This is a genomic window from Streptomyces sp. BB1-1-1 (assembly GCF_031597775.1).
GTDB classification, from domain to species: domain Bacteria; phylum Actinomycetota; class Actinomycetes; order Streptomycetales; family Streptomycetaceae; genus Streptomyces; species Streptomyces thinghirensis.
In genome coordinates this window covers 378407-397484 of the sequence record NZ_CP134205.1, presented here as the reverse complement: position 1 = coordinate 397484, position 19078 = coordinate 378407, and the positions used below count along the sequence as shown (strand labels likewise).

The window sequence follows — 19078 nt, the reverse complement described above, 5'->3', positions numbered from 1 at the left end:
ATCGTCACGGTTCGTAACGTGAGAATCACTCGCGAAGGGGAGCCGATCGGGTGTCATCCGCCTGATAAGCGACACATACCGACATGGACCCGGTCTCACTTGATTGAGCCTGATAGCGCTCAAATACCGAAATCCAGGGGGAGTTAGTGCCGATATGAGACCCGCTCTCGGCGCGGTAGACGCTCATCAACCTCAGCAGGGTGACTCCCGGAAGAACGGACATCGCCCGGCACGAGTTCCTGGCGCAAGAATCCACAGGGTGACGACAGGCGGCTCATGAGTCATCATCAGCTCGCCCCGCCATGCCCGCGCCCCCGTACGGAACGGTCCGCTTCGCCATGGCCGGCCACATCGTTCCGGAGGAGCCCGCACACGTTCATCCGTATGCCGGGCATGGGGAAAGGGACCTCTCACGATGCCAACCAGTCAGTTCCGTATGCCCGGACGCCGCACCCTGGCGTTCGCCCTCGCCACGGCAATCGCGGCGACCGGCATCGGTTACGCCGGCTACACGCGCTCCGACGGAGATCAGCAAGCTGCACCTCAGCGGACGAAGGCGGTCACCGAGTCCGCCGCCTTCGTCGAGGCCGCCCGCACGGGCAAGCAGATCGAGGTCACAGCGGACCGCACCGAGCGCTCCACCACCTGGGCCCGTCCGGACGGCCAACTCGCCACGCGGTTCCACGCCTCACCGATCCGGGTCCACAAGGACGGCGCATGGCGCGCGATCAACACCGACCTGCGGCGCACCGAGGCCGGCTGGGAGACCACAGCCACTAGCACCCGGATGGTGTTCACCGCAGGTTCAGGCAAGCAGAACGCGGAGCGGCCCTCCCGGGCCGGGGTTCAGCGTGTGTCACTGGCAAAGAATGCGTCGACCGCGGCCGGAGCGAGCGACCTCGTCACGCTCTACGTCGGTGATGCCGGCGAGTACGCCATCCAGCTCACCTGGCCGGGCCCGGTTCCAGCACCCATCATCGACGGCTCTCGCGCCCTGTACCCGGAGATCTTTCCCGGCGCCGACCTTGTCCTCACCGCGGACAACGACGGCTTCGCCCAGCTCCTCGTCCTCAAGAACCGGGCGGCCGCGGCCAACCCGCTGGCGCATCAGCTCTCGTACGGCATCACCTCCGAAGACCTGACCTTCCGCCTCGACCCGCTGTCCGGCGTCCTCACGGCCGAGACCTTCTACGGCAACGACGTGGCCAGCTCCGGCACCCCGCTGATGTGGGACTCCACCGGCCAGCCCGCCATCACCGACGGACAGGTCGGAGCCACTGACCAGCCGACCGGCTCGGAGAGCCCCGAGCCCAGCGCCTCGGCGTCCTGGATACCGGAAGAGGTGCCGGCCGAGGAGGCGACGAACGACTCCGAGTCGGACGAGCAGACCGACCGGGAATCCGAAGCCCCAAGCCTGCCCACACCCACCGACGGACCAGAGGTCACCCCCTCAGAAACCGCCCCGACCACCGCACCCGCCGAACCCACCCCCGGCCCGTCGCAGACCGGGTCAGCGGCAACGCTCTCGCTCCCACTGCTCGACGGGCCATCGCCGGACTCCCTGGGCAACACCGTGGAGTCCGACCTTTCGGGCGACAACTGGGTCATCACCCCGGACCTGGACTTCCTCAACGCTCCCGAGACCACCTACCCGGTCTTCGTCGACCCGTCCGTCACCAAGCACATGGACAACTGGACGACCGCCTACAGCCGGCACCCCAACGCCACCTTCTACAACGGCAAGGGCTTCAACAAGGGCGGCACCCACGAGGCCCGGGTCGGCTTCGAGTCCGACACCTGGGGCACTTCGCGCTCCTTCTTCAACATGAACTTCGACAAGAACCTCAAGGGCGCGAAGATCAGCAGCGCCAAGCTGCGCCTGTTGGAGACGTACTCCTGGTCCTGCAGCGCACGGTCGATGAGCGTCCACGTCACCGGAGCGATCAGCAAGAAGACCAACTGGAAGAACGCCCCAAAGCTCACCGACGGCAACAAACTGCAGACCCGCAGCTTCGCGCACGGCTACAAGTCCGGCTGCCGCGACGCCTACGAGACCTTCGACGTGAAGAAGGCCGCACAGAACTACGCCGACCTCGGCCGCTCCAAAATCACCTTCGGTCTGCGCGCCCGCGACGAGAAGTCCCGATACGCCTGGAAGAAGTTCCAGGCCAACGGCGACAACGGCCCAGCACTCGAACTCGTCTACAACCGCCGCCCTTCGTCCCCCACCAACCTCGACCTGTCCCCCGACGCCAAGTGCACCACCACCGAGCCGTACGTCCGGATGGGCGCTGGCAGCGTCACCTTCACCGCGCGGGCAAAAGACAAGGACAGCAACCTCGACTACCTGGACTTCGACCTCTGGCCCACCGGCAAGTGGGGCACCACTGGCGACGTGCTCGGCTCCACAGGCAAGGTGTCCACCGGCAGTGCCGGCGGCGACGCCCTGCGCTCCACGCCCGCCTTCTCCACCAGCAAACTGACCAACGGCACCCTGTACTCCTGGCGGGTCCGCAGCATCGACGACAAGGGCGCCACATCCGGCTACTCGCCAGCCAAAACGCCCTGCCGGTTCATCCTGGACACCAGCGCACCCAAGCGTCCCAAAGTCACCTCCACCGACTTCCCCGACGCAGACGGCTCGGAAAACGGCTTCGGCAACGACGCCGAGGACGCCAACTGGTCGAAACTGAAGTTCGGTACCGCGGGCGCTTTCACCGTCTACGCCGGCTCCACCGACACCGTCCGCTTCGAGTACTCGTTCAACGGCTCCAACTACAACTTCTCCAAGAGCCGTACCGCCGGCACCGCCGTCACCACCCCGACCACCATCACAGACGCCAAGCCCCCGACAGCCGGACCCAACGTCCTGTACATCCGTGCCGTCGACGCGGCAGGCAACGCCTCCACCCCGACCCTCTACTTCTTCTACGTCAGCCCACGTGACGAAGCCGACAACGCCGGCGACTTCACGGGCGACGACCTCGCCGACCTCATGGTCGTGACCGCCGCGGGCAATCTCGCACTCTATCCGTCCCAGGCCACCCCCGACCTCACCCGCGCCAGCGGTGACCTCGACTACTCCATGCCTGGCGCCTACCGAGCCAATCCCGCCAAGGACCCAGGCTCCGAAGACGGTCTTCCCAGCTTCGTCGCCGCACCCTCCGGTCACTTCAAGGACTCCCTGATCACACACAACGGTGACATCTACGGCGGAGACGGTCTCCAGGACCTCGTCGTCAGGGTCGGCGGAAAGCTGTGGGTCTACCCGGGCGACGGCTACGGCGCGGTGAACGTCGACAAACGAAGAGAGATAATCCTTCCGGCCGGCGCCCCGTCACCCGCGTCCATCGACCAGATCGTGGCAGCCGGTGACATCACCGGTGACGGAAGGACCGACTTCTTCGCCCGCGCCGGCACGGAACTATGGGCACTGGTCGGGTATCACGGGGCAACGATCAGCAGCGCCACCCGGCTCACCTCAACCCTCTGGGACGAGCGGGACATCGTCACCGTCGGAGACGTATCCGGCGACGGAGTCGCCGACATGATCTACCGCACCGACCCGGGCGCCTCCCTCCGTCTCCGCAAGGGCATCGCCCACGCCTCGGGCAACGGCGTCGACCTACAATCACTGGCCTCCGGGGCCAACTCCGCCGGCGGCACGGACATCGCGTACTCCGGAGGCGGCTGGTCCCGCGCCTCCATCCCTCACATTCTCGGCACCCCCGACGTCACCGGCGACTCCGTCCCCGACGTCTGGACCGTCCGCGCAGACGGCTCGGTCCGCATATACGCCGGAAAACCCGACGTACTCCCCGGCGCAGGAGCAGAAATCATCACAGCCCGCTCCTACTGGAAGGACCGCATCGCCATCGGATGACCCGCCGACGCCGAGCGCCCGGACCCCATCCTTGCAAGGGGGCCCGGGCGCGCTGCGCAGGACACAGACCGAGACCTGGGAGCAACTCAGAGCCGACCGGCAAGCGCTGCTAACGCGGACGACCGATTCGCTGCCAGTGAGGCCCTTATGTGCGATCGCCCTATGGTCTGCACGCAAAGCGCTGAGATCATGTCAACGCAGCTTCTTTCATCTGCAGTGCTGTTCGGTTCCGGAATGGGCATCATCGGACGCCCGGTGACGGCATCGCGCTACCCGATCGTTGACGGGCCCTGCTCTGCACGAGCTGGCCCGTATCTGGGCATACTGGAACATTAAGTGTCCTTCCTGCACCGCGCGCGGTGGTGCGCGCCGCTCTGCGATACCGGTATCTCCGGGTTCAGGCGGCGACGCCGAGTTCTTTCCGGGTTCGTTGGATGAACTCACGGACGGCCGGTTCCCGGCGCCACGGGACGAGGGCGGAGTTGAATTCGCGGACGTAGTCCTTGGCCCGGCTCGACTGGACGCGGGCGAGGATGTCGACGCTGCGGTTGCCGAGTTCGAGGCCGTGGTCGAGGTCGCGGGCCTGGAGGTGGGCGGTCCCGACGATGGCGAGCCGCATGCCGACGGACCGGGTGAACACGCCTGTCGGCATCGCGGCAGCCTGCTTGTTCCAGTCGAGGGCCGCTTTGGGATTTCTCAGGTCGCGGAAGACCTCGGCGGCATCCGCCGAGAGGCGGGCATGGTGATAGAAGTCGATCCACGCGGGTTCGTCTCCGCTGGCGTCCTTGACCTGTCCCAGCAGGTCCTCGGAGGCTTTCAGGGCCCGGGAGGCCGCTCGGGCATCGTTGTCCCGGGCATGGGCTCGGGCCTCGATCAGTTTGGTGAACGCGAGCACTCTCGGGACAGCCTGCCCCTTGGCCCGCTCGAAGGCGCCCTGGGCCATGTCCACGGCCTCGGACGCGAAGCCCCGCATCAGGGTCTGCATGGCCATGGTGGTCAGGACATAGCAGCCCAGCTGCACGTCACCGCCTGCGCGGGCGAGGCGGAGGGCCTGGATGAAGTACCGCTGGGCGGCATCATGCTGACCGACGTCGAATGCCGTCCACCCGGCGAGCCTGGACAGCTCGGCGGTCACCGAGAAGAGTTCACGGCCGATCTCGTCCGAGAAGGATCCCTGCAGCAGCGGGCCGGCCCGGTGGTCGAGGCAGTCGGTGACGGAGTTCGCCTTCCAGTTCCCGCCGCCGTATTTGGAGTCCCACCGGCGGGCATCGTCGGCGGCCTCGCGCAGTTCGTCGAGGTCGGCCCGGCCGACCTGCTTTCCGCCGCGATGGTCGGCGGTCTCGTCGGCGGGGGTGACGAGCCACCTGGTGACGGGGGTGGTGAAGGCGGATCCGGCCAGGAAGTCGCGGCGGTTCACGGAGCTCCAGAACGAAGTGGCGACGCGGACAGCGTCGGCGGGGTCTCGCGGGAAATCCAACCCCACATCCGCGTCGATTGTCTCCGCCTCGCCCATACCGATCTCGCCCAACGTGACCGGCCGGCCGAGCCTCTCGCCGATGGCCTGCGACAACAGCTTCGGGACCGGCCACTTCGGCGTCATCCCCCGCCTGCACCAGTTCGCCACGGAAGTATGCGAATAGTCGGTCTCTATCCCGGCGGCATGGGCGAGCTGGTTGACGCGCAGAGCCAGAGACTTGTGGCTCGCGCCGCTGGCTTCGATGAGCCGGGCCAGGTCCGCGTTGGGCGGACGGGTCCGGCGGGTAGTCGATGCCACGACCTTCTCCCTTGCCGGTGACAGGCCGGACCACGCACGACTCGAACAAGCAGTTGAGCACGTATGTCTGTACTTGATGGAGCACGGGGCCCGTACTCGACCGGGGATGAAGAGCCGTACATGTTCCGCGTGTTGGGCTACTGACGATATGCCTCCTGGCCCAGCCGCGAACCGCCTTTGCGAGTTGTGAGCCCCCCTGCGAGCCCTCCCGGCGATCTTGTCGGGCGGCTGTGATGAGAGCCCAGGCCGCCGCCGGGACCGGAACGGATCTCCTTCCGGCGGCGGCCGCCGCCAAGGCACCACCACACTCGGGGGTGAACCAGATATGTGCGGAATCGCAGGACTGGCCGGAGCCGACGCCGTCCGGCACGAGCACACGGTCGGCGCGATGGGCGCCTCGCAGGCCCACCGGGGCCCGGACGGCACCATGCACGCCGCTGCGGCCGATGGCCGGGCGGTGCTGGCCATGAACACGCTGCTGATCGTCGACCCGCAGGCGACGCCGGAGCCCTACCTCGACCGTAAGAGCGGGGTACTGCTGGCCTTCAACGGCGAGATCTACAACTACCGCCAGCAGGCGAAGGCCTGGGGCATCCATCTGGGCCCTCGGGACACAGACGCGCACTTCGTGCTGCGGGCCTGGACCAGGATCGGCCCGTCCTGCCTGGACGGGCTGGACGGCATGTTCGCCCTGGCCGTCTATGACCCGCGCGTCGGGAAACTGTTCCTGGCCCGCGACCGGCTCGGCGAGAAGCCACTCTACTGGCGGCTGGACGGCAGTCGGCTCGCGTTCGCCTCCGAGGTCACCACACTGACCGGCTACGGCTCCGCGCCGCTGGTCCTGCGGCCCGAGGTGCTGGCGATCGAGACGCCGGTCGGCGTCGACACCCCCTACCAGGGGATCCAGCTGCTGGCCCCGGCCACCCTGCTGTCCTTCGATGTCGCCACCGGCTCGCTGGACCAGCACGTCTACTGGCGCCTTGAGGACCGGCAGCCGTTCACCGGGACCTACGCCGAGGCCCTGGCGAAGTTCTCCGTTGTCCTGGCCGAGCAGGTTCCCCTGCGGGCCCCGGCCTGCGACTTCGCGCTCCTACTCTCCGGCGGGCTGGACTCGTCCGTGCTGGCCTACCTGCTGCGACCGCCGGTCTGCGTCACCGTCCGCTACCCCGGCCAGGACCGGCTGGATGAATCCGTGATCGCGGCGAGGGTCGCGGCCGACATCGGGGCCGAACTCGTGGTGGTCGAGCCGGGCCCGATCGACTTCACCAGGGCCTTGCCGCACATGATGTCCGCGCTCGACTACCCGATGGGCAACGCGTCCACGTTCTCCGAGTACATGGCCTACCGGAAGATCGCCGGCCTCGGGCTGAAGGTCGCGGCCGGCGGGCTCGGCCCGGACGAGTTCTTGATGGGCTACATCCGCCACGCCCTGGTCCTCTTCGACCCGGACGCCGTCCTGGCCGCCGGGATGGACGCCTACCGGCCGTTGGCCGCGAAACTTATGCGCACCGCCGGAGACAAGCTGGATCCGGCGGAGGCGGTGACCCGGCTCGTCCTGCGCGGCCCCGACCCCGAGGGGCGGATCCGCGACCTCATCGCCACCGCGATGGACAGGTCCGGCGGGGATCTGGCCCGTTGCCTCACCCTCGCCGACCTGGCGACGGCCTGGCGGCCGCTGGTGATGACCAGCGACAAGCTCGCCTCCGCCTACGCATTAGAGCGCCGCTCCCCCTACCTCGCCCGCGACCTGGTCGAGCTGTCCTGGCGGCTGTCAGCCGAGCACAAGATCGCCCACCCGGCCGAGGGCAAGCGCATTTTGCGGGACGCCGCGAAGGCCCTGGGTCTGCCGCGGGAGGTCTGGGGCAGCCGGGACAAGCTCGGCTTTGCTTCCCCGGCCCCCGCCTGGCTGAACGGGCCGCTGGCTGCCTGGGCCGACGCCCAGATCCACACCGCCCTGACGGAGGCCCCGGCCGCGATTCGGCCGCTGCTGGAGGGCGGCCTGAAGCCGGGCGGGCGGTTCGACCGCACCCAGATGCAGGCCCTCATGGCAGCCGTCTGGTTTTGCGGCCAGGCAGTAAGGGCTGCCGCATGACGATCCCCCACCTCACTACGGTGTCCGAATGCACCAGGACACCACTGCCGACAGCCCGGCCCCCGCCCGCGGAGCGGTCGCGATCATCGCCAACCGCCGCGGCGAGCTCCTTCTCCACCTGCGTGACGACCTGCCCGGCGTGATCGCCTGGCCGGATCACTGGAGCGTCCTGGGCGGCGGCTGCGATCCCGACGAGGACCCGGCCGCCGCGATCGTCCGCGAACTCGACGAGGAAGCCGGCCTGGCCGTCGACGACCTCACCGAGTTGTTCGAGATCCGCGACGAGCACGGATCCGGCCAGGTGATCACGTTCTTCGCCGCTTCCTGGGACGGCGACGAGACCACGCTTCCCCTCGCAGAGGGCGTCAAGCTCCAGTTCTTCGCCCCTGAACATCTCGGCATCCTCACGATCCCGCCGTTCGTCCGGGACGGGATCGACCGCTATCTGGCCACCCGGCCGACCTGATCACCCCGCCTTCACGGACGGGGTATGAGGTGGGCCGTCAGGGCGGCCCACCTCGGAAGGAACTCCCGTTCATGAAGCTCACGGTGATCGGCTGCGGCTACCTTGGCGCCACCCACGCGGCCTGCATGGCCGAGCTCGGCCATGAGGTCCTCGGCATGGACTGCGACATGGACAAAGTCGCGATACTGGGCTCCGGCAAGGCGCCGTTCCACGAGCGCGATCTCGACGAGATGCTGGCCCGCCACACCGCCAGCGGGCGTCTGAAGTTCACCGCCTCCTACGCAGAGGCCGCCGCCTTCGGCGACCTGCACTTCATCGGCGTCGGCACCCCCCAGAAGCCCGGCGAGCACGCTTACGACCTCGACCACCTCTTCTCCGCCGTCCGCCAGCTCGCACCCCGCCTGACGAAGCCGGCCGTCGTCGCGGTGAAGTCGACCGTCCCGGTCGGCACCGCCCCCCGCGTCCGCGATCTCCTCCATGAGTTCGCACCCGCCGGCGACCGGGTCGAGGTCGCCTGGAACCCGGAGTTCCTGCGTGAGTCGTTCGCCATCGAAGACACGCTCCACCCCGACCGGCTCGTCCTCGGCTTCGAGTCCGAGCAATCCTGGGCCGAAGCCGTGCTGCGGCAGTGCTTCGAGAAGACCATCGAAGCGGGAACACCGACGATCGTCACCGACTGGGCGACGGCCGAGCTGGCCAAGGCGTCCGCGAACGCTTTCCTCGCCACGAAGATCTCTTTCATCAACGCGATCGCCGAGATCTGCGAAGCCTCCGGCGCCGACGTCGGACAGCTCGCTGACATCCTCGGTCACGACGCCCGGATCGGACGCCGCGGCATGCGGCCCGGACTCGGGTTCGGCGGCGGCTGCCTCCCCAAGGACATCCGCGGCTTCATGGCCCGCGCCGGCGAACTCGGCGTCGACCAGGCTCTGACGATCCTGCGCGAGGTCGACGCGATCAACAACCGGCGCCGCGAGCGCATGGTCAACCTCGCCCGCCAGCAGCTCGACGGCACCCTCATGGGCAAGCGGATCACCGTCTGGGGCGCCGCCTTCAAGCCGAACACCGACGACATCCGTGACTCACCCGCCCTCGCGGTCGCCCAGAAGCTCCACGAGCTCGGCGCCACCGTCACCGTCACCGACCCCCGGGCCCTCGACAACGCCCGCAAGACCCACCCCGAGCTCGACTACGTCGACGACCCGATCGCCGCCGTCCAGGACGCTGATCTACTGCTGCACCTGACCGAGTGGCCGCAGTACTCCCACATCGACCCGCACCGCCTGGCCGCCCGCGCCAACGCCCCCAGGGTCGTCGACGGCCGCGGCACCCTCAACGCCGACACCTGGCGGGCGGCCGGGTGGGCCTTCCGCGCTCTGGGGCGGCCCTCCGCCTGATTGTCCTACTGGTCGGAGCGTTCGTTGCAGGAAAAGCCCGGCGGCCGCTGCCCTCGTCAGCGGTCGCCGGCGCTTCGGCGGCCTTCCCCGATCGTGCCGCCGCGTCCAGCTCGCCCCGGATGCGCCGCCTGCCGGTCCTCGGGGAACACGCCCAGCCGCAGCCTCGTCCCCCTCTGCACGTCCTCGCCCGGCACCAGCCAGGAGGCCGACGAGAGCCCGGCCGACCGCCACCTGGACACCGAGGACCTCCTCACCGTCATCCAGTACCTCCGCCCCGTCAGAACATCGAGGTCCGCGAACGCATCCTCACTCCGCTCGTACGAACTCCCCTATCTCACCTGGCAACATGCTGTCACCAGCGGAGTTCGCCATCCAGAGCGCCTCTCGGTCCGAACGCACGCCATACGACCCAGCTGTGACTTCGGTTTGCCCGGCTCTCCCGCCTTCACCGCATGCGGGGCGGCGCTCGCAGCAGCATGGCCACTGGCCAGTCCTAGCTTCTCTAGGCCGTGTCTCTTCGATCTATGGCTGTCGTCTGTGGGGTGACCGATGAGTTTCACGGGCCGCTACGGTCTATCGCGCAGTGATCATGACGAAAGGTGATGCGATGAGCTACGCAGAGGTCAACGGCCTGTCCCTGCACTTCGAGGAGCACGGCTCCGGTCAGCCCCTGATCCTGCTGCACGGCGGGCTGGGAGCGGGAGAGATGTTCGCGCCGCTGGTGCCGGCATTGTCGGAGAGCCGCAGGGTGATCCTGGTTGATCTGCAGGGTCACGGGCGCACGGCGGACATCGACCGCTCGCTGCGCCCTGAGCTGATGGCGGACGACATCGTCGCTCTGATCAAGCACCTCGGCGTCGAGCAAGCCGACCTGCTGGGCTATTCCACAGGTGCGGATGTCGCACTGCGGGTCGCGATCCAGCACCCGCATGCGGTGCGCCGGCTCGTGGTTGTCTCCACGCCCTGCCGGCGGGACGGCTGGCACCCGGAAGTCGTCGCGGCGATGGACCAGATGAGTTCCCAGGCCGCCGACACGATGAAGCAGTCCCCGATCTACGAGCTCTACTCCCGGCTCGCGCCCCGGCCCCAGGACTGGCCTGTGCTGGTCGGCAAGATGGCCGAACTCAAGCACCAGGACTACGACTGGAGCACCGAGATCCCCGCCATCACCGCGCCGACCCTGCTGGTCTTCGGTGACGCCGACGCCATCCGCCCCGCGCACATGGTGGAGTTCTTCGCCCTGCTCGGCGGCGGGCTGAGGGACGCCGGCTTCGACGGCTCGGGCCGCTCCGCCGCCCAGCTGGCCGTCCTGCCCGGCGCCAGCCACTACGACATCCTGGCCCACCCCCGCCTGGCGGCCACCGTCATGCCGTTCCTGGCGTCATGACCTGAGCCAGACGAGCAGCGCGGCGGCGGTGACGGTGCAGAGATAGACGTAACCGCGCTTGTCGTACCGGGTTGCCACGGCCCTGAGCTGCTTCAACTTGTTGATCGCCCGCCCCACCGAGTTGCGCGCTCGGTACCGGGCCTTGTCGAAGCCCGCGGGGCGCCCGCCGCGTGAACCACGCTTGCGGCGGGCGGCCTTGTGATCGATCTTCTCTGGGATCACGTGTCGGATCCCGCGACGCCGCAGATCTGCGAATCACGCCGTTGCTGTACGCCTTGTCCGCCGCCACACTGTCCGGCAGCCGCCGTGGACGCCCAGCCCCCAGCCGCGGGACCCGGATCTTGTCCATGACCGGCTCGAACTGCGTGCAGTCCGCCCGCTGCCCCGGCGTGATGACCAGTGACAACGGACGGCACTTGTCGTCGGCCGCCAAATGGACCTTGGTGGTCAGCCCGCCACGAGACCGGCCGAGAGCCTCGTCTGCCGCACCGCCTCCTCCCAGAACAGGCGTAGGCGCATGTGCGCGCGCACGTGAACTGATCTTTGTGCGGCCCCCTTTGGGACGGTGGATGGCGGGGCCTTCGGCGCCCCGGCGGCGTGCTGATGGGCCCGCACCGAGGTGGAGTCGACGTTGATGTCCCAATCGACGTCACCCTCGGCATCGGCGACGGCCTGAACATGCTGGAGCAGCTTCTCCCAGGTACCGTCGGCCGACCACATCAGATGCCGCTTGTGGACGGTCTGCCATGGGCCGAAGCGTTCAGGCAGGCTGCGCCACTGACAGCCGGTGGCGAGCCGGTGAATGATCCCGTTGATCACCTGCCGGTGGTCCCGCCACCGCCCACAGCGGTTATTGCTCCTCTGCAGCAGCGGCTCCAGCACCACCCACTCGCCGTCTGCGAGATCCCCCCTGCTGAGCATGACCACAACAACAATTCAACTGATCGAAGAGACACGGCCTAGGCGCTGTTTCTCGGATCTCCTGACTTGGGCGGGGTGTTGGGGTCAGGCTGGCTTCATGGGTCGTGGGGATCTGACGAACGCGGAATGGGCTCGGCTGGAGTCGTTCTTACCTCCTGGCGGTGCGCGGGGAGGTCGGTGGAGCGATCACCGTCGGGTGATCAACGGAGTGCTCTACCGGGTGCGGACGGGGGTGCAGTGGCGGGATCTGCCGGAACGGTTCGGGCCCTGGGAGACGGTCTATAAGCGGCATCGCCGCTGGTCAGCGGATGGAACGTGGAAGATGCTGCTGTCCCGTATCCAGGCCGCCGAAGATGCCGCGGGTGGGATCGACTGGGACGTGTCGGTGGACTCGACCGCAGTGCGGGCCCATCAGCACGCCGCCGGTGCGAGGAAGAAGCCGTCGGCCCTGGATGCTCAAAAGGGGAACGGCCGGGGGACGAACCAGGCCGATCCGGTGCTGCGGAAACTGGCCTTCCGCCTGGAGGAGGTGGTCAGATCGGCGAATGCCTGGGCCGCTCCCGCGGCGGATTCACAACCAAGATCCATCTCGCCGCCGACGGACGATGCCGGCCCCTCGCCTTCGTTCTGACGCCGGGACACTACGGTGACGGCCCTCAGCTCGAGCAGGTGCTGGAGCGGATTTCCGTACCCCGATCCGGAGTGGGACGGCCCCGCAGCCGGCCCGACCACGTGCTGGCCGACAAGGCCTACACGTCCCGAAGCAACCGGCGCTACCTGCGACGACGCGGAATCCGGCACACCATCCCCGAACGTCTCGACCAGCAAAGGCACCGGCACAACCGAGGATCTCAAGGCGGTCGGCCCATCGGATTCGACCGCGAACACTACAAGAAGCGCAACACCGTCGAACGTGCCATCAACCGACTCAAGGGCTTCCGCGCCGTCGCCACACGCTACGAGAAACGCGCCTACATCTACCTCGGCACCGTCGCCCTCGCAGCCCTCATGGTCTGGCTCCGCACATGATCCGAGAAACAGTGCCTAGTGCCGCATCAGGCAACGTTCGCCCTGGGCGGTCTGCGACGATGGCTCTATGGACGAGGAAGTCATTCCCATTCTTCGCGTCGAGGACGCTGCGGCGGCGGTCGCTTGGTACGAGCGGCTGGGCTTCGCCAAGCAGTGGGAACACCGTTTCGAACCGGGACTTCCCGCGTTCGTCGAGGTCGCCCGGGGCGGGGTGCGGTTGTTCTTGTCTGAGCACAAGGGAGATGCCCGTCCCGACACGTTGGTCTACCTCCGCGTTCATGATGTCGAGGCCATCGCCTCCGAGTTCGGTGTGCAGGCGACGGACGCTCCGTGGGCGCGTGAGATTGAGCTGCGCGACCCTGACGGCAACCGGCTTCGGATCGGCACGCCGACGGAATGACACTCGCCGGCAGCGCGCGGCAGGGAAGCTGTGCTGGTGGCTGAGCGAGTACGGGTCCGCGAGATCGATGACGACGAGGGGCAGCGCCTGCTGCGGATCATCCGTCGGGGCAGCGGGTCGGTGGTGACGTGGCGGCGGGCGCAGATGGTTCTGCTGTCCGCGCAGGGCATGCTCGTGGCGAAGATTGCCGAGGTGACGTTCACCAGCGCGGACCGGGTCCGGGATGTGATCCACAACTTCAACGCCGACGGCTTCGACTCCCTTTACCCGAAGTACAAAGGCGGTCGGCCCCGGACATTCACCCTGCCCGAGCGGCGTGAGATCAAGAAGATCGCCAAGTCCAGGCCGGCCGAGCACGGTCTGCCGTTCTCGACCTGGAGCCTGGCCAAGCTGGCCGACTTCCTGGTCGCCGAGGGGGTGGTCGACGACATCAGCCACGAGGGCCTTCGGGTCCTGCTCCGCGAGGAGGGCGTGTCGTTTCAACGCATAAAGACCTGGAAGACCTCCCGCGATCCCGATTACGCCGCCAAGAAGGCCCGCGTCGAGCACCTCTACTCGATCGCCGACGGTGAGGTCATACCCGAGGACGGCGAACCCGAAGTCGTCTTATGCCTGGACGAGTTCGGCCCGCTCAACCTTCAGCCCCACCCCGGCCGGCAGTGGGCCGAGCGCGGAGGACGGCACAAGGACCCCGGCCGGGAGCCGAGGCCCCGCAGGCGGGCGACCTACACCCGTCCGCACGGGGTCAGGCACCTGTTCGCCGCCTACGACCTCGGCAAGGACAAGCTCTACGGCCACATCAAGCCGACGAAGAACCGGACGAGGTTCCTGGAGTTCTGCCGCTACCTGCGCAGCCTCTACTCGCCGGAGATCCGCGTCGCGATCGTGCTCGACAACTTCTCCCCGCACCTGACCACGAAGAAGGACAGCCGGGTCGGCGACTGGGCCGCGGCCAACAACGTCGAGTTCGCCTACACGCCCACGAACAGCTCGTGGCTGAACCGCATCGAGGCCCAATTCACCGCCCTGCGCTACTTCACTCTCGACGGCACCGACCACGCCAGCCACAAGGAGCAGGGCAGCATGATCCGCCGCTACATCATCTGGCGAAACCGTCATGCCGACGACCAACGGCTACGGGCCGTGGTCGACAGGGCGAACGTTGCCTGATGCGGCACTAGTCCGGCGCCTCCCGCATGAGTGCGGTGAACGGAGATGCCGAACGGTGCTTCCCGCGTGGCCAGGTTTCACCAGACGGGCCCGAACGCCCTCTGGTGCCTGACGGGCACTCAGCGGACAATCAGTGCCACATTCTGTTGTCCGAGGGGGCCGGCATGGGTGTTCTGTGGCCGTTGGAGCCTGCTACGGCAGCCAAGCACCGCCTATACCAGCGGTACCTGGATGCTTGGTGGCCGATCCTGCTGCAGACCTCCCAGCGCACCGGCTACAGCAGGCCGCGGGTGACACTGCTGGACGCGTTCGCTGGCCCGGGCCGCTACGAGGGCGGCGAACCGGGGTCACCGGTGTTCATCCTGGACCGGCTTCTGCACCACACCGCCGTCGACCGGATGAACCTCAGCCCGCGACGGGTGCACCTGGTCTTCATCGAGAAGGACCGGGCCCGCCACGAACATCTCCTGGCCGAGCTGACGGACCGCTTTGGAAAGCTTGCCGACCTGCCGGTGCGAGTGGAGGTCCGGCGCGGCGAGGCGGGCCGGGACAGCCTGCCGGTGCTGACCGAACTGGGTGCCTGGGGCAATCCGATCCTCGGCATCTTCGACAGCTGGGGCAGCGTGAACGTGCCGCTGGAGGTGACCCGCCGGATCGCCCACAACCGCTCCAGCGAGGTCATCACCACGTTCGGGCCCAACTGGTTCAGCCGCCGCGAAGAGTTGAACGCCGACATCCTTGACGAGGTCTTCGGAGGCCGCGGTCACTGGACGCCGGCCGCGGACGAGGCACGGCCCGATGAGCGGTGGCGTGCGTGGCTGGGCACCTACCGCAGTGCGCTGCGCCGGGCCGGGTTCGGCTATCAGCTGCAGTTCAGGCTCGTGCCCCGTACCGGTCAGCCCCTGTACCTGGTCTTCGGCACCGGCAGCGACACGGGACTGAAGGCAATGAAAGAGGCGATGTGGAAGGTCGACGACCGTGACGGCGAGAGTTTCCAGGACCCCCGCACCCGCGGCGCCACGCCAGCCGGGCAGCTCGATCTCTTCCAGGCCTTCGACGCCTGTGACCCGGAACTGATCGAACTGGTCTCCCAGCGCCTCGGGGCCGGCATGGCCACGGTGGAGACTGTCGGCCAGTGGCTGCTGACCGAGACCGCCCGCTGGATGCCCACGCACGCACTGAAGGCGGTGCGGCAGATGCGGCAGGACGGCTCCATCGTGGTCCAGTCGTCGGGCAAGCTGACCAGCAAGAGCTGGATCGACCTGCCCGACGCGGCTTGACACGGCCCCGGTCAGACCGGGGTGCTGTCCCTGAGCTGCGGGTACTCCCGGACCTGCAGGGCAGCGGGAAATCGAGCGATGTCCTTGTGGTGCGTCTTGTCCCAGCAGGATCCGAGTTGTTTGACGAACGGCGCCGTACCGAAGCGCCGGCACCTGTCGACAATGCCAGCGGCCCACTCCTCACGCATCGGCCGGGCGCCCGGCCCGGACTCCCCGCCGACAATCGCCCAGTCAATGCCAGTCAGATCCAGGCTCGCGAGCGGCCCGAGCAGCGGCTCGCACGACAGGAACCGCACAACTGCAGGAACGAGCCTCAGGTCGTCCACGCGCGGCAGCTCTCTGGCAGTCTCCACCGACACACCCATCCACAGGTTGGCCGGCCACTCAAGACGGTCGGCGACCAACCGCAGCCGCCGCGCCCGCTTGGTCAGCACCTGATACGTGTGCTGCGGAGTGTCCGCGATCACCTCGAAGACCCGCCGCACGTAGTCCAGCGGGACTCGCGCGTGGAACAGGTCGCTCATGGAGTTCACGAACACGGTCCGCGGACTCTTCCACCCGTACGGCACGGCAAGCGCATCCGGGTGCAGCGTCAGCCCGAAGCCGGGGCCAGAGGTACGCGGGTCGCCGTCGTTCTGGTACTTCGCCGACCCCATCGCCTTGAGCCTCTTCGCCAGCGTGAGTGCATAGCAGTGATCGCAGCCAGAAGACACCCGGTCGCAACCGGTCGTCGGGTTCCACGTCGCCTCGGTCCACTCGATGGAGCTGCGGTCGCTCACCGGTCCCCTCCCACCCTCATGTCTCCGACATCACTGCACTGGCCGACGGCCACCGTGCGCTGCCTAACGATGCCTCCCCGGCCGGAGTCGCGGGACACTTACGCCGGTATCCGACCGCATCCGACCCCACACTTCCACATTCGAACCTCAGTCTGAATATCGCTGCGGTGACATTCCAGCGCTCAAGTCGGCTGCCCCAGCTCGGCTGTAGTCCGTCCGGCCTGTTCCCGGCGCACACGGCGCAGGGCAGCGATACGAGTGGCCTCAAGTTCGTACGCGACCCGGGCACGGTCAGGATGCGCGAAGGGCGCCCGTGCCGTCACCGGCGTTCGCTGTTTTCTCCGGACAACGGCGAGGACGCCACGGAAGCGGAGAGCGCGAAGAGCCAGCGGGAGCACACCTGCAGGTCAGTCGGTGACCTGCTCGGCGTAGGCGACGCGGGAGTGGTCGTCGACGACGGTGTGGACGAAGGCGGTTCCCAGCAGCGGTCCGCGGTACTTGTTGCGGGGCCTGTCGGGTGTTGCGGCACGGTTTCTGCGGCCCTGGACGCGTCCGACGTAGCGCCATCCGCCGCCGTCAGGGACGTTGCCGAGTTTCTTGACGTCGGTGTGGAGCATGGCGCCGGGGTGGGGGGTGTTCGTAGCGGCGGACCGGCTCCCCGGTGGCGCGGTCGATGTGGGAGAGGCGGTTGATCCGGCAGCGGGTCAGGACGGCGTGGACGGTCGAGGCGGGCATGCCCAGCCGTCCGGCGATCTGGACCGGTCCCAGTCGCTGCTTCCAGCGCAGGTGCACGATCTTGCGGATTTGTGGCTGAGTGGTCCGGGCCGGGCTTCGGTGAGGCCGTGAGGACCGGTCGGCCATCGCGGCCGGCCCGGATTGGGCGTACCGGTCGGCCCATCGCCTGGCGGTGGGCCAGGACACGGTGTAGCGCTCGGCCGCACGGGCGACCGGCCATCCCTCATCCACGATCAGACGCGCCAGGCGAAGTCGGGCACGGGGCGTCAGAGCGGCGTTAGCGTGAGACACGAAGGCCTCCTGGTTGGCGGAGCGGTTCCTCGACAGCTCCACTCCACAACCGGAGGCCTTCGTCGTCCTACAGATTCAGACCGTGTCGTCGCACAAACTCGACCAACCTGGCTGGGCAGTACATCTAGGACGCCAGCGCCTGGCAGTACCGCATCACCCAGACCGGACAGTCCTATCTAGACGCGCACTCCCGCCGAACACAGGGCGAGGCCAACTGACGACAACCTACCGACAGGGCCCAGCGCCTGACAGATGCACGGCCATTGAACCGAACCGCACACTCTCGCGCTGGAAGAACAGGCCACGACCAGGCTGAACACGCCTCACCCACTATCACGCACCAACTCGTTAGGAGGACTGTCGGATGACCAGTGCGGGATTCAGAACCAGCTTGGTTTCCGCCACGGGCTCGTTGTTGAGCCGGGCGATCATCAGGCGGGCCATCTCCCGACCCATCTCTTCCAGGGGCTGACGAACGGATGTCAGTGGCGGGTCGGTATCGGCGGCGACGGGCGAGTCATCGAACCCGACCACGGCCACGTCCTCGGGTACCCGGCGCCCCGCTTGCCGCAGGACGTGCAGTGCTCCGGTGGCCATGCTGTCGGATGCGGCGAACACAGCGTCCAATTCTGGTGATTGATCCAATAGTTGTCGCATCGCTGCGACACCCGAAGCATGCGTGAAACTGCCGTGCGCCTGTGCCAGAGGGCACAAGCCGCTTTCCAAAAGCACGTCGTGGAAACCAGCACAGCGGTCCATGCCGGCCTGGATGTCCTGGGGTCCAGTGATGGTCGTGATCCGGCGCCGGCCCCGCTCGACGAGATGTTGGGTAGCCAACCGGGCGCCTGCAATGTTGTCTACGTCGACGGACCAGTCCGGGATGTAGCCGGTAGGCCGGCCCACCAGCACAGTGGGCGTCCCGGACTGCTCGACGTCAGCTGGCAACGGGTCGTCGCCGCGGAATGAACTGAGCAGGGCCCCGTCGACGTGTCGGGCCTTGAGGAAGGTGGCCAGCCGGTCTCGGTCCTGCTGGGACTCGGCGATGGCCAGCAGTAACTGGATCCCCTCGTCCGCGAGACCCGCAGTTGCACCCCGCACGATGGCTGAGAAGTAGGGCTCTTCCCAGAAGACCCGCTCCTGCTCGACGGCGACGACGAAGGCGACGGTGTCAGTGCGCCGGCGCACCAGGGCGCGGGCCGCCGAATTCGGAACATAGCCCAGTTCGCGGACAGCCCGGAGTACGGCCTCACGCGAGGCGGTACTGACCCGCTCGGAACCGTTGATGACGCGCGAGACCGTGCTCCGGCCCACCCTGGCGCGCGCCGCGACCGCCTCGAGCGTCGCCCGTCGTCCCTCCACTGCCCCACTCCCTCGTCATCTCGAACGGCACGGACCGCTATGGCGCCGTCCGCGCCGACTGATCGCCGCAAGAGGCCGTGGTTCAGGTTATCCGGTGGGTTCTTCGGCGCCCGGC

At 67.9% G+C, this 19078-nt stretch carries 13 protein-coding genes and 2 pseudogenes; 9 read left to right on the top strand and 6 right to left on the bottom strand.

Features of this window, described 5'->3' with window-relative positions; translation table 11 throughout:
- The first annotated feature begins 415 nt into the window (after positions 1 to 415).
- The gene (locus RI578_RS42445; RefSeq protein ID WP_310869093.1) at positions 416 to 3883 is read left to right on the top strand and encodes a DNRLRE domain-containing protein; all 3468 of its coding nucleotides are present in this window, start codon (positions 416 to 418) and stop codon (positions 3881 to 3883) included.
- Between the two features lie 397 nt (positions 3884 to 4280).
- Here RI578_RS42445 and RI578_RS42440 read toward each other — a convergent pair whose 3' ends face one another.
- Positions 4281 to 5657 carry a sporulation protein gene (locus RI578_RS42440; protein ID WP_310869094.1) on the bottom strand — a complete coding sequence of 459 codons (1377 nt, stop codon included), beginning with the start codon at positions 5655 to 5657 and terminating at the stop codon, positions 4281 to 4283.
- Between the two features lie 325 nt (positions 5658 to 5982).
- On the opposite strand from RI578_RS42440, the gene RI578_RS42435 reads away from it, so the two are divergent.
- The 3 genes from RI578_RS42435 to RI578_RS42425 all read left to right on the top strand — a co-directional run bounded on the left by RI578_RS42435 (position 5983) and on the right by RI578_RS42425 (position 9612).
- On the top strand, positions 5983 to 7749 hold the full coding sequence (locus RI578_RS42435; RefSeq protein WP_310869095.1) for an asparagine synthetase B: 1767 nt from the start codon (positions 5983 to 5985) through the stop codon (positions 7747 to 7749).
- A 28-nt stretch (positions 7750 to 7777) separates the two neighbouring features.
- Positions 7778 to 8215, top strand: coding sequence for an NUDIX domain-containing protein (locus RI578_RS42430; RefSeq protein WP_310869096.1), 438 nt, complete (start codon positions 7778 to 7780; stop codon positions 8213 to 8215).
- A 71-nt stretch (positions 8216 to 8286) separates the two neighbouring features.
- Positions 8287 to 9612 (top strand): UDP-glucose/GDP-mannose dehydrogenase family protein, encoded by a 1326-nt coding sequence (locus RI578_RS42425; protein WP_310869097.1) that lies wholly within the window; start codon positions 8287 to 8289, stop codon positions 9610 to 9612.
- Between the two features lie 56 nt (positions 9613 to 9668).
- On the opposite strand, the gene RI578_RS42420 is transcribed toward RI578_RS42425, so the two are convergent.
- Positions 9669 to 9851: a hypothetical protein gene (locus RI578_RS42420; protein ID WP_310869098.1), complete on the bottom strand. Its 183-nt coding sequence runs from the start codon at positions 9849 to 9851 to the stop codon at positions 9669 to 9671.
- A 368-nt stretch (positions 9852 to 10219) separates the two neighbouring features.
- Here RI578_RS42420 and RI578_RS42415 point away from each other — a divergent pair, with 368 nt between their 5' ends.
- Complete coding sequence (locus tag RI578_RS42415; RefSeq protein ID WP_310869099.1) at positions 10220 to 10999, top strand: alpha/beta hydrolase; 780 nt, start codon at positions 10220 to 10222, stop codon at positions 10997 to 10999.
- On the opposite strand, the pseudogene RI578_RS42410 reads toward RI578_RS42415, so the two are convergent.
- Positions 10994 to 11920 (bottom strand): annotated as a pseudogene (locus tag RI578_RS42410) (IS5 family transposase). The gene RI578_RS42415 and the pseudogene RI578_RS42410 sit on opposite strands and share 6 nt — an antisense overlap.
- A 97-nt stretch (positions 11921 to 12017) precedes the next feature.
- Between RI578_RS42410 and RI578_RS42405 the strand changes: the two are divergent.
- The 4 genes from RI578_RS42405 to RI578_RS42390 all read left to right on the top strand — a co-directional run bounded on the left by RI578_RS42405 (position 12018) and on the right by RI578_RS42390 (position 15799).
- Positions 12018 to 12949 (top strand): IS5 family transposase gene (locus tag RI578_RS42405; RefSeq protein WP_399062982.1). Its coding sequence is split into 2 segments (ribosomal slippage): positions 12018 to 12396 and positions 12396 to 12949, totalling 933 coding nucleotides; the frame shifts between segments, so codons are not numbered across the junction.
- A 67-nt stretch (positions 12950 to 13016) separates the two neighbouring features.
- Complete coding sequence (locus RI578_RS42400) at positions 13017 to 13349, top strand: glyoxalase superfamily protein (RefSeq protein WP_310869100.1); 333 nt, start codon at positions 13017 to 13019, stop codon at positions 13347 to 13349.
- Positions 13350 to 13385: 36 nt separating this feature from the next.
- On the top strand, positions 13386 to 14519 hold the full coding sequence (locus tag RI578_RS42395) for an IS630 family transposase (RefSeq protein WP_310869101.1): 1134 nt from the start codon (positions 13386 to 13388) through the stop codon (positions 14517 to 14519).
- A gap of 164 nt (positions 14520 to 14683) precedes the next feature.
- On the top strand, positions 14684 to 15799 hold the full coding sequence (locus RI578_RS42390; RefSeq protein WP_310869102.1) for a three-Cys-motif partner protein TcmP: 1116 nt from the start codon (positions 14684 to 14686) through the stop codon (positions 15797 to 15799).
- An 11-nt stretch (positions 15800 to 15810) separates the two neighbouring features.
- Here the strand turns inward: RI578_RS42390 and RI578_RS42385 are convergent, their stop codons facing one another.
- From RI578_RS42385 to RI578_RS42375, 3 genes and pseudogenes are all read right to left on the bottom strand, one after another.
- On the bottom strand, positions 15811 to 16578 hold the full coding sequence (locus tag RI578_RS42385) for a phage Gp37/Gp68 family protein (protein ID WP_310869103.1): 768 nt from the start codon (positions 16576 to 16578) through the stop codon (positions 15811 to 15813).
- Between the two features lie 422 nt (positions 16579 to 17000).
- Positions 17001 to 17604: pseudogene (locus tag RI578_RS42380) on the bottom strand (helix-turn-helix domain-containing protein); the annotation flags it as partial.
- 348 nt (positions 17605 to 17952) lie between these two features.
- Positions 17953 to 18963 carry a LacI family DNA-binding transcriptional regulator gene (locus tag RI578_RS42375; RefSeq protein ID WP_310869104.1) on the bottom strand — a complete coding sequence of 337 codons (1011 nt, stop codon included), beginning with the start codon at positions 18961 to 18963 and terminating at the stop codon, positions 17953 to 17955.
- Positions 18964 to 19078 lie beyond the last annotated feature (115 nt).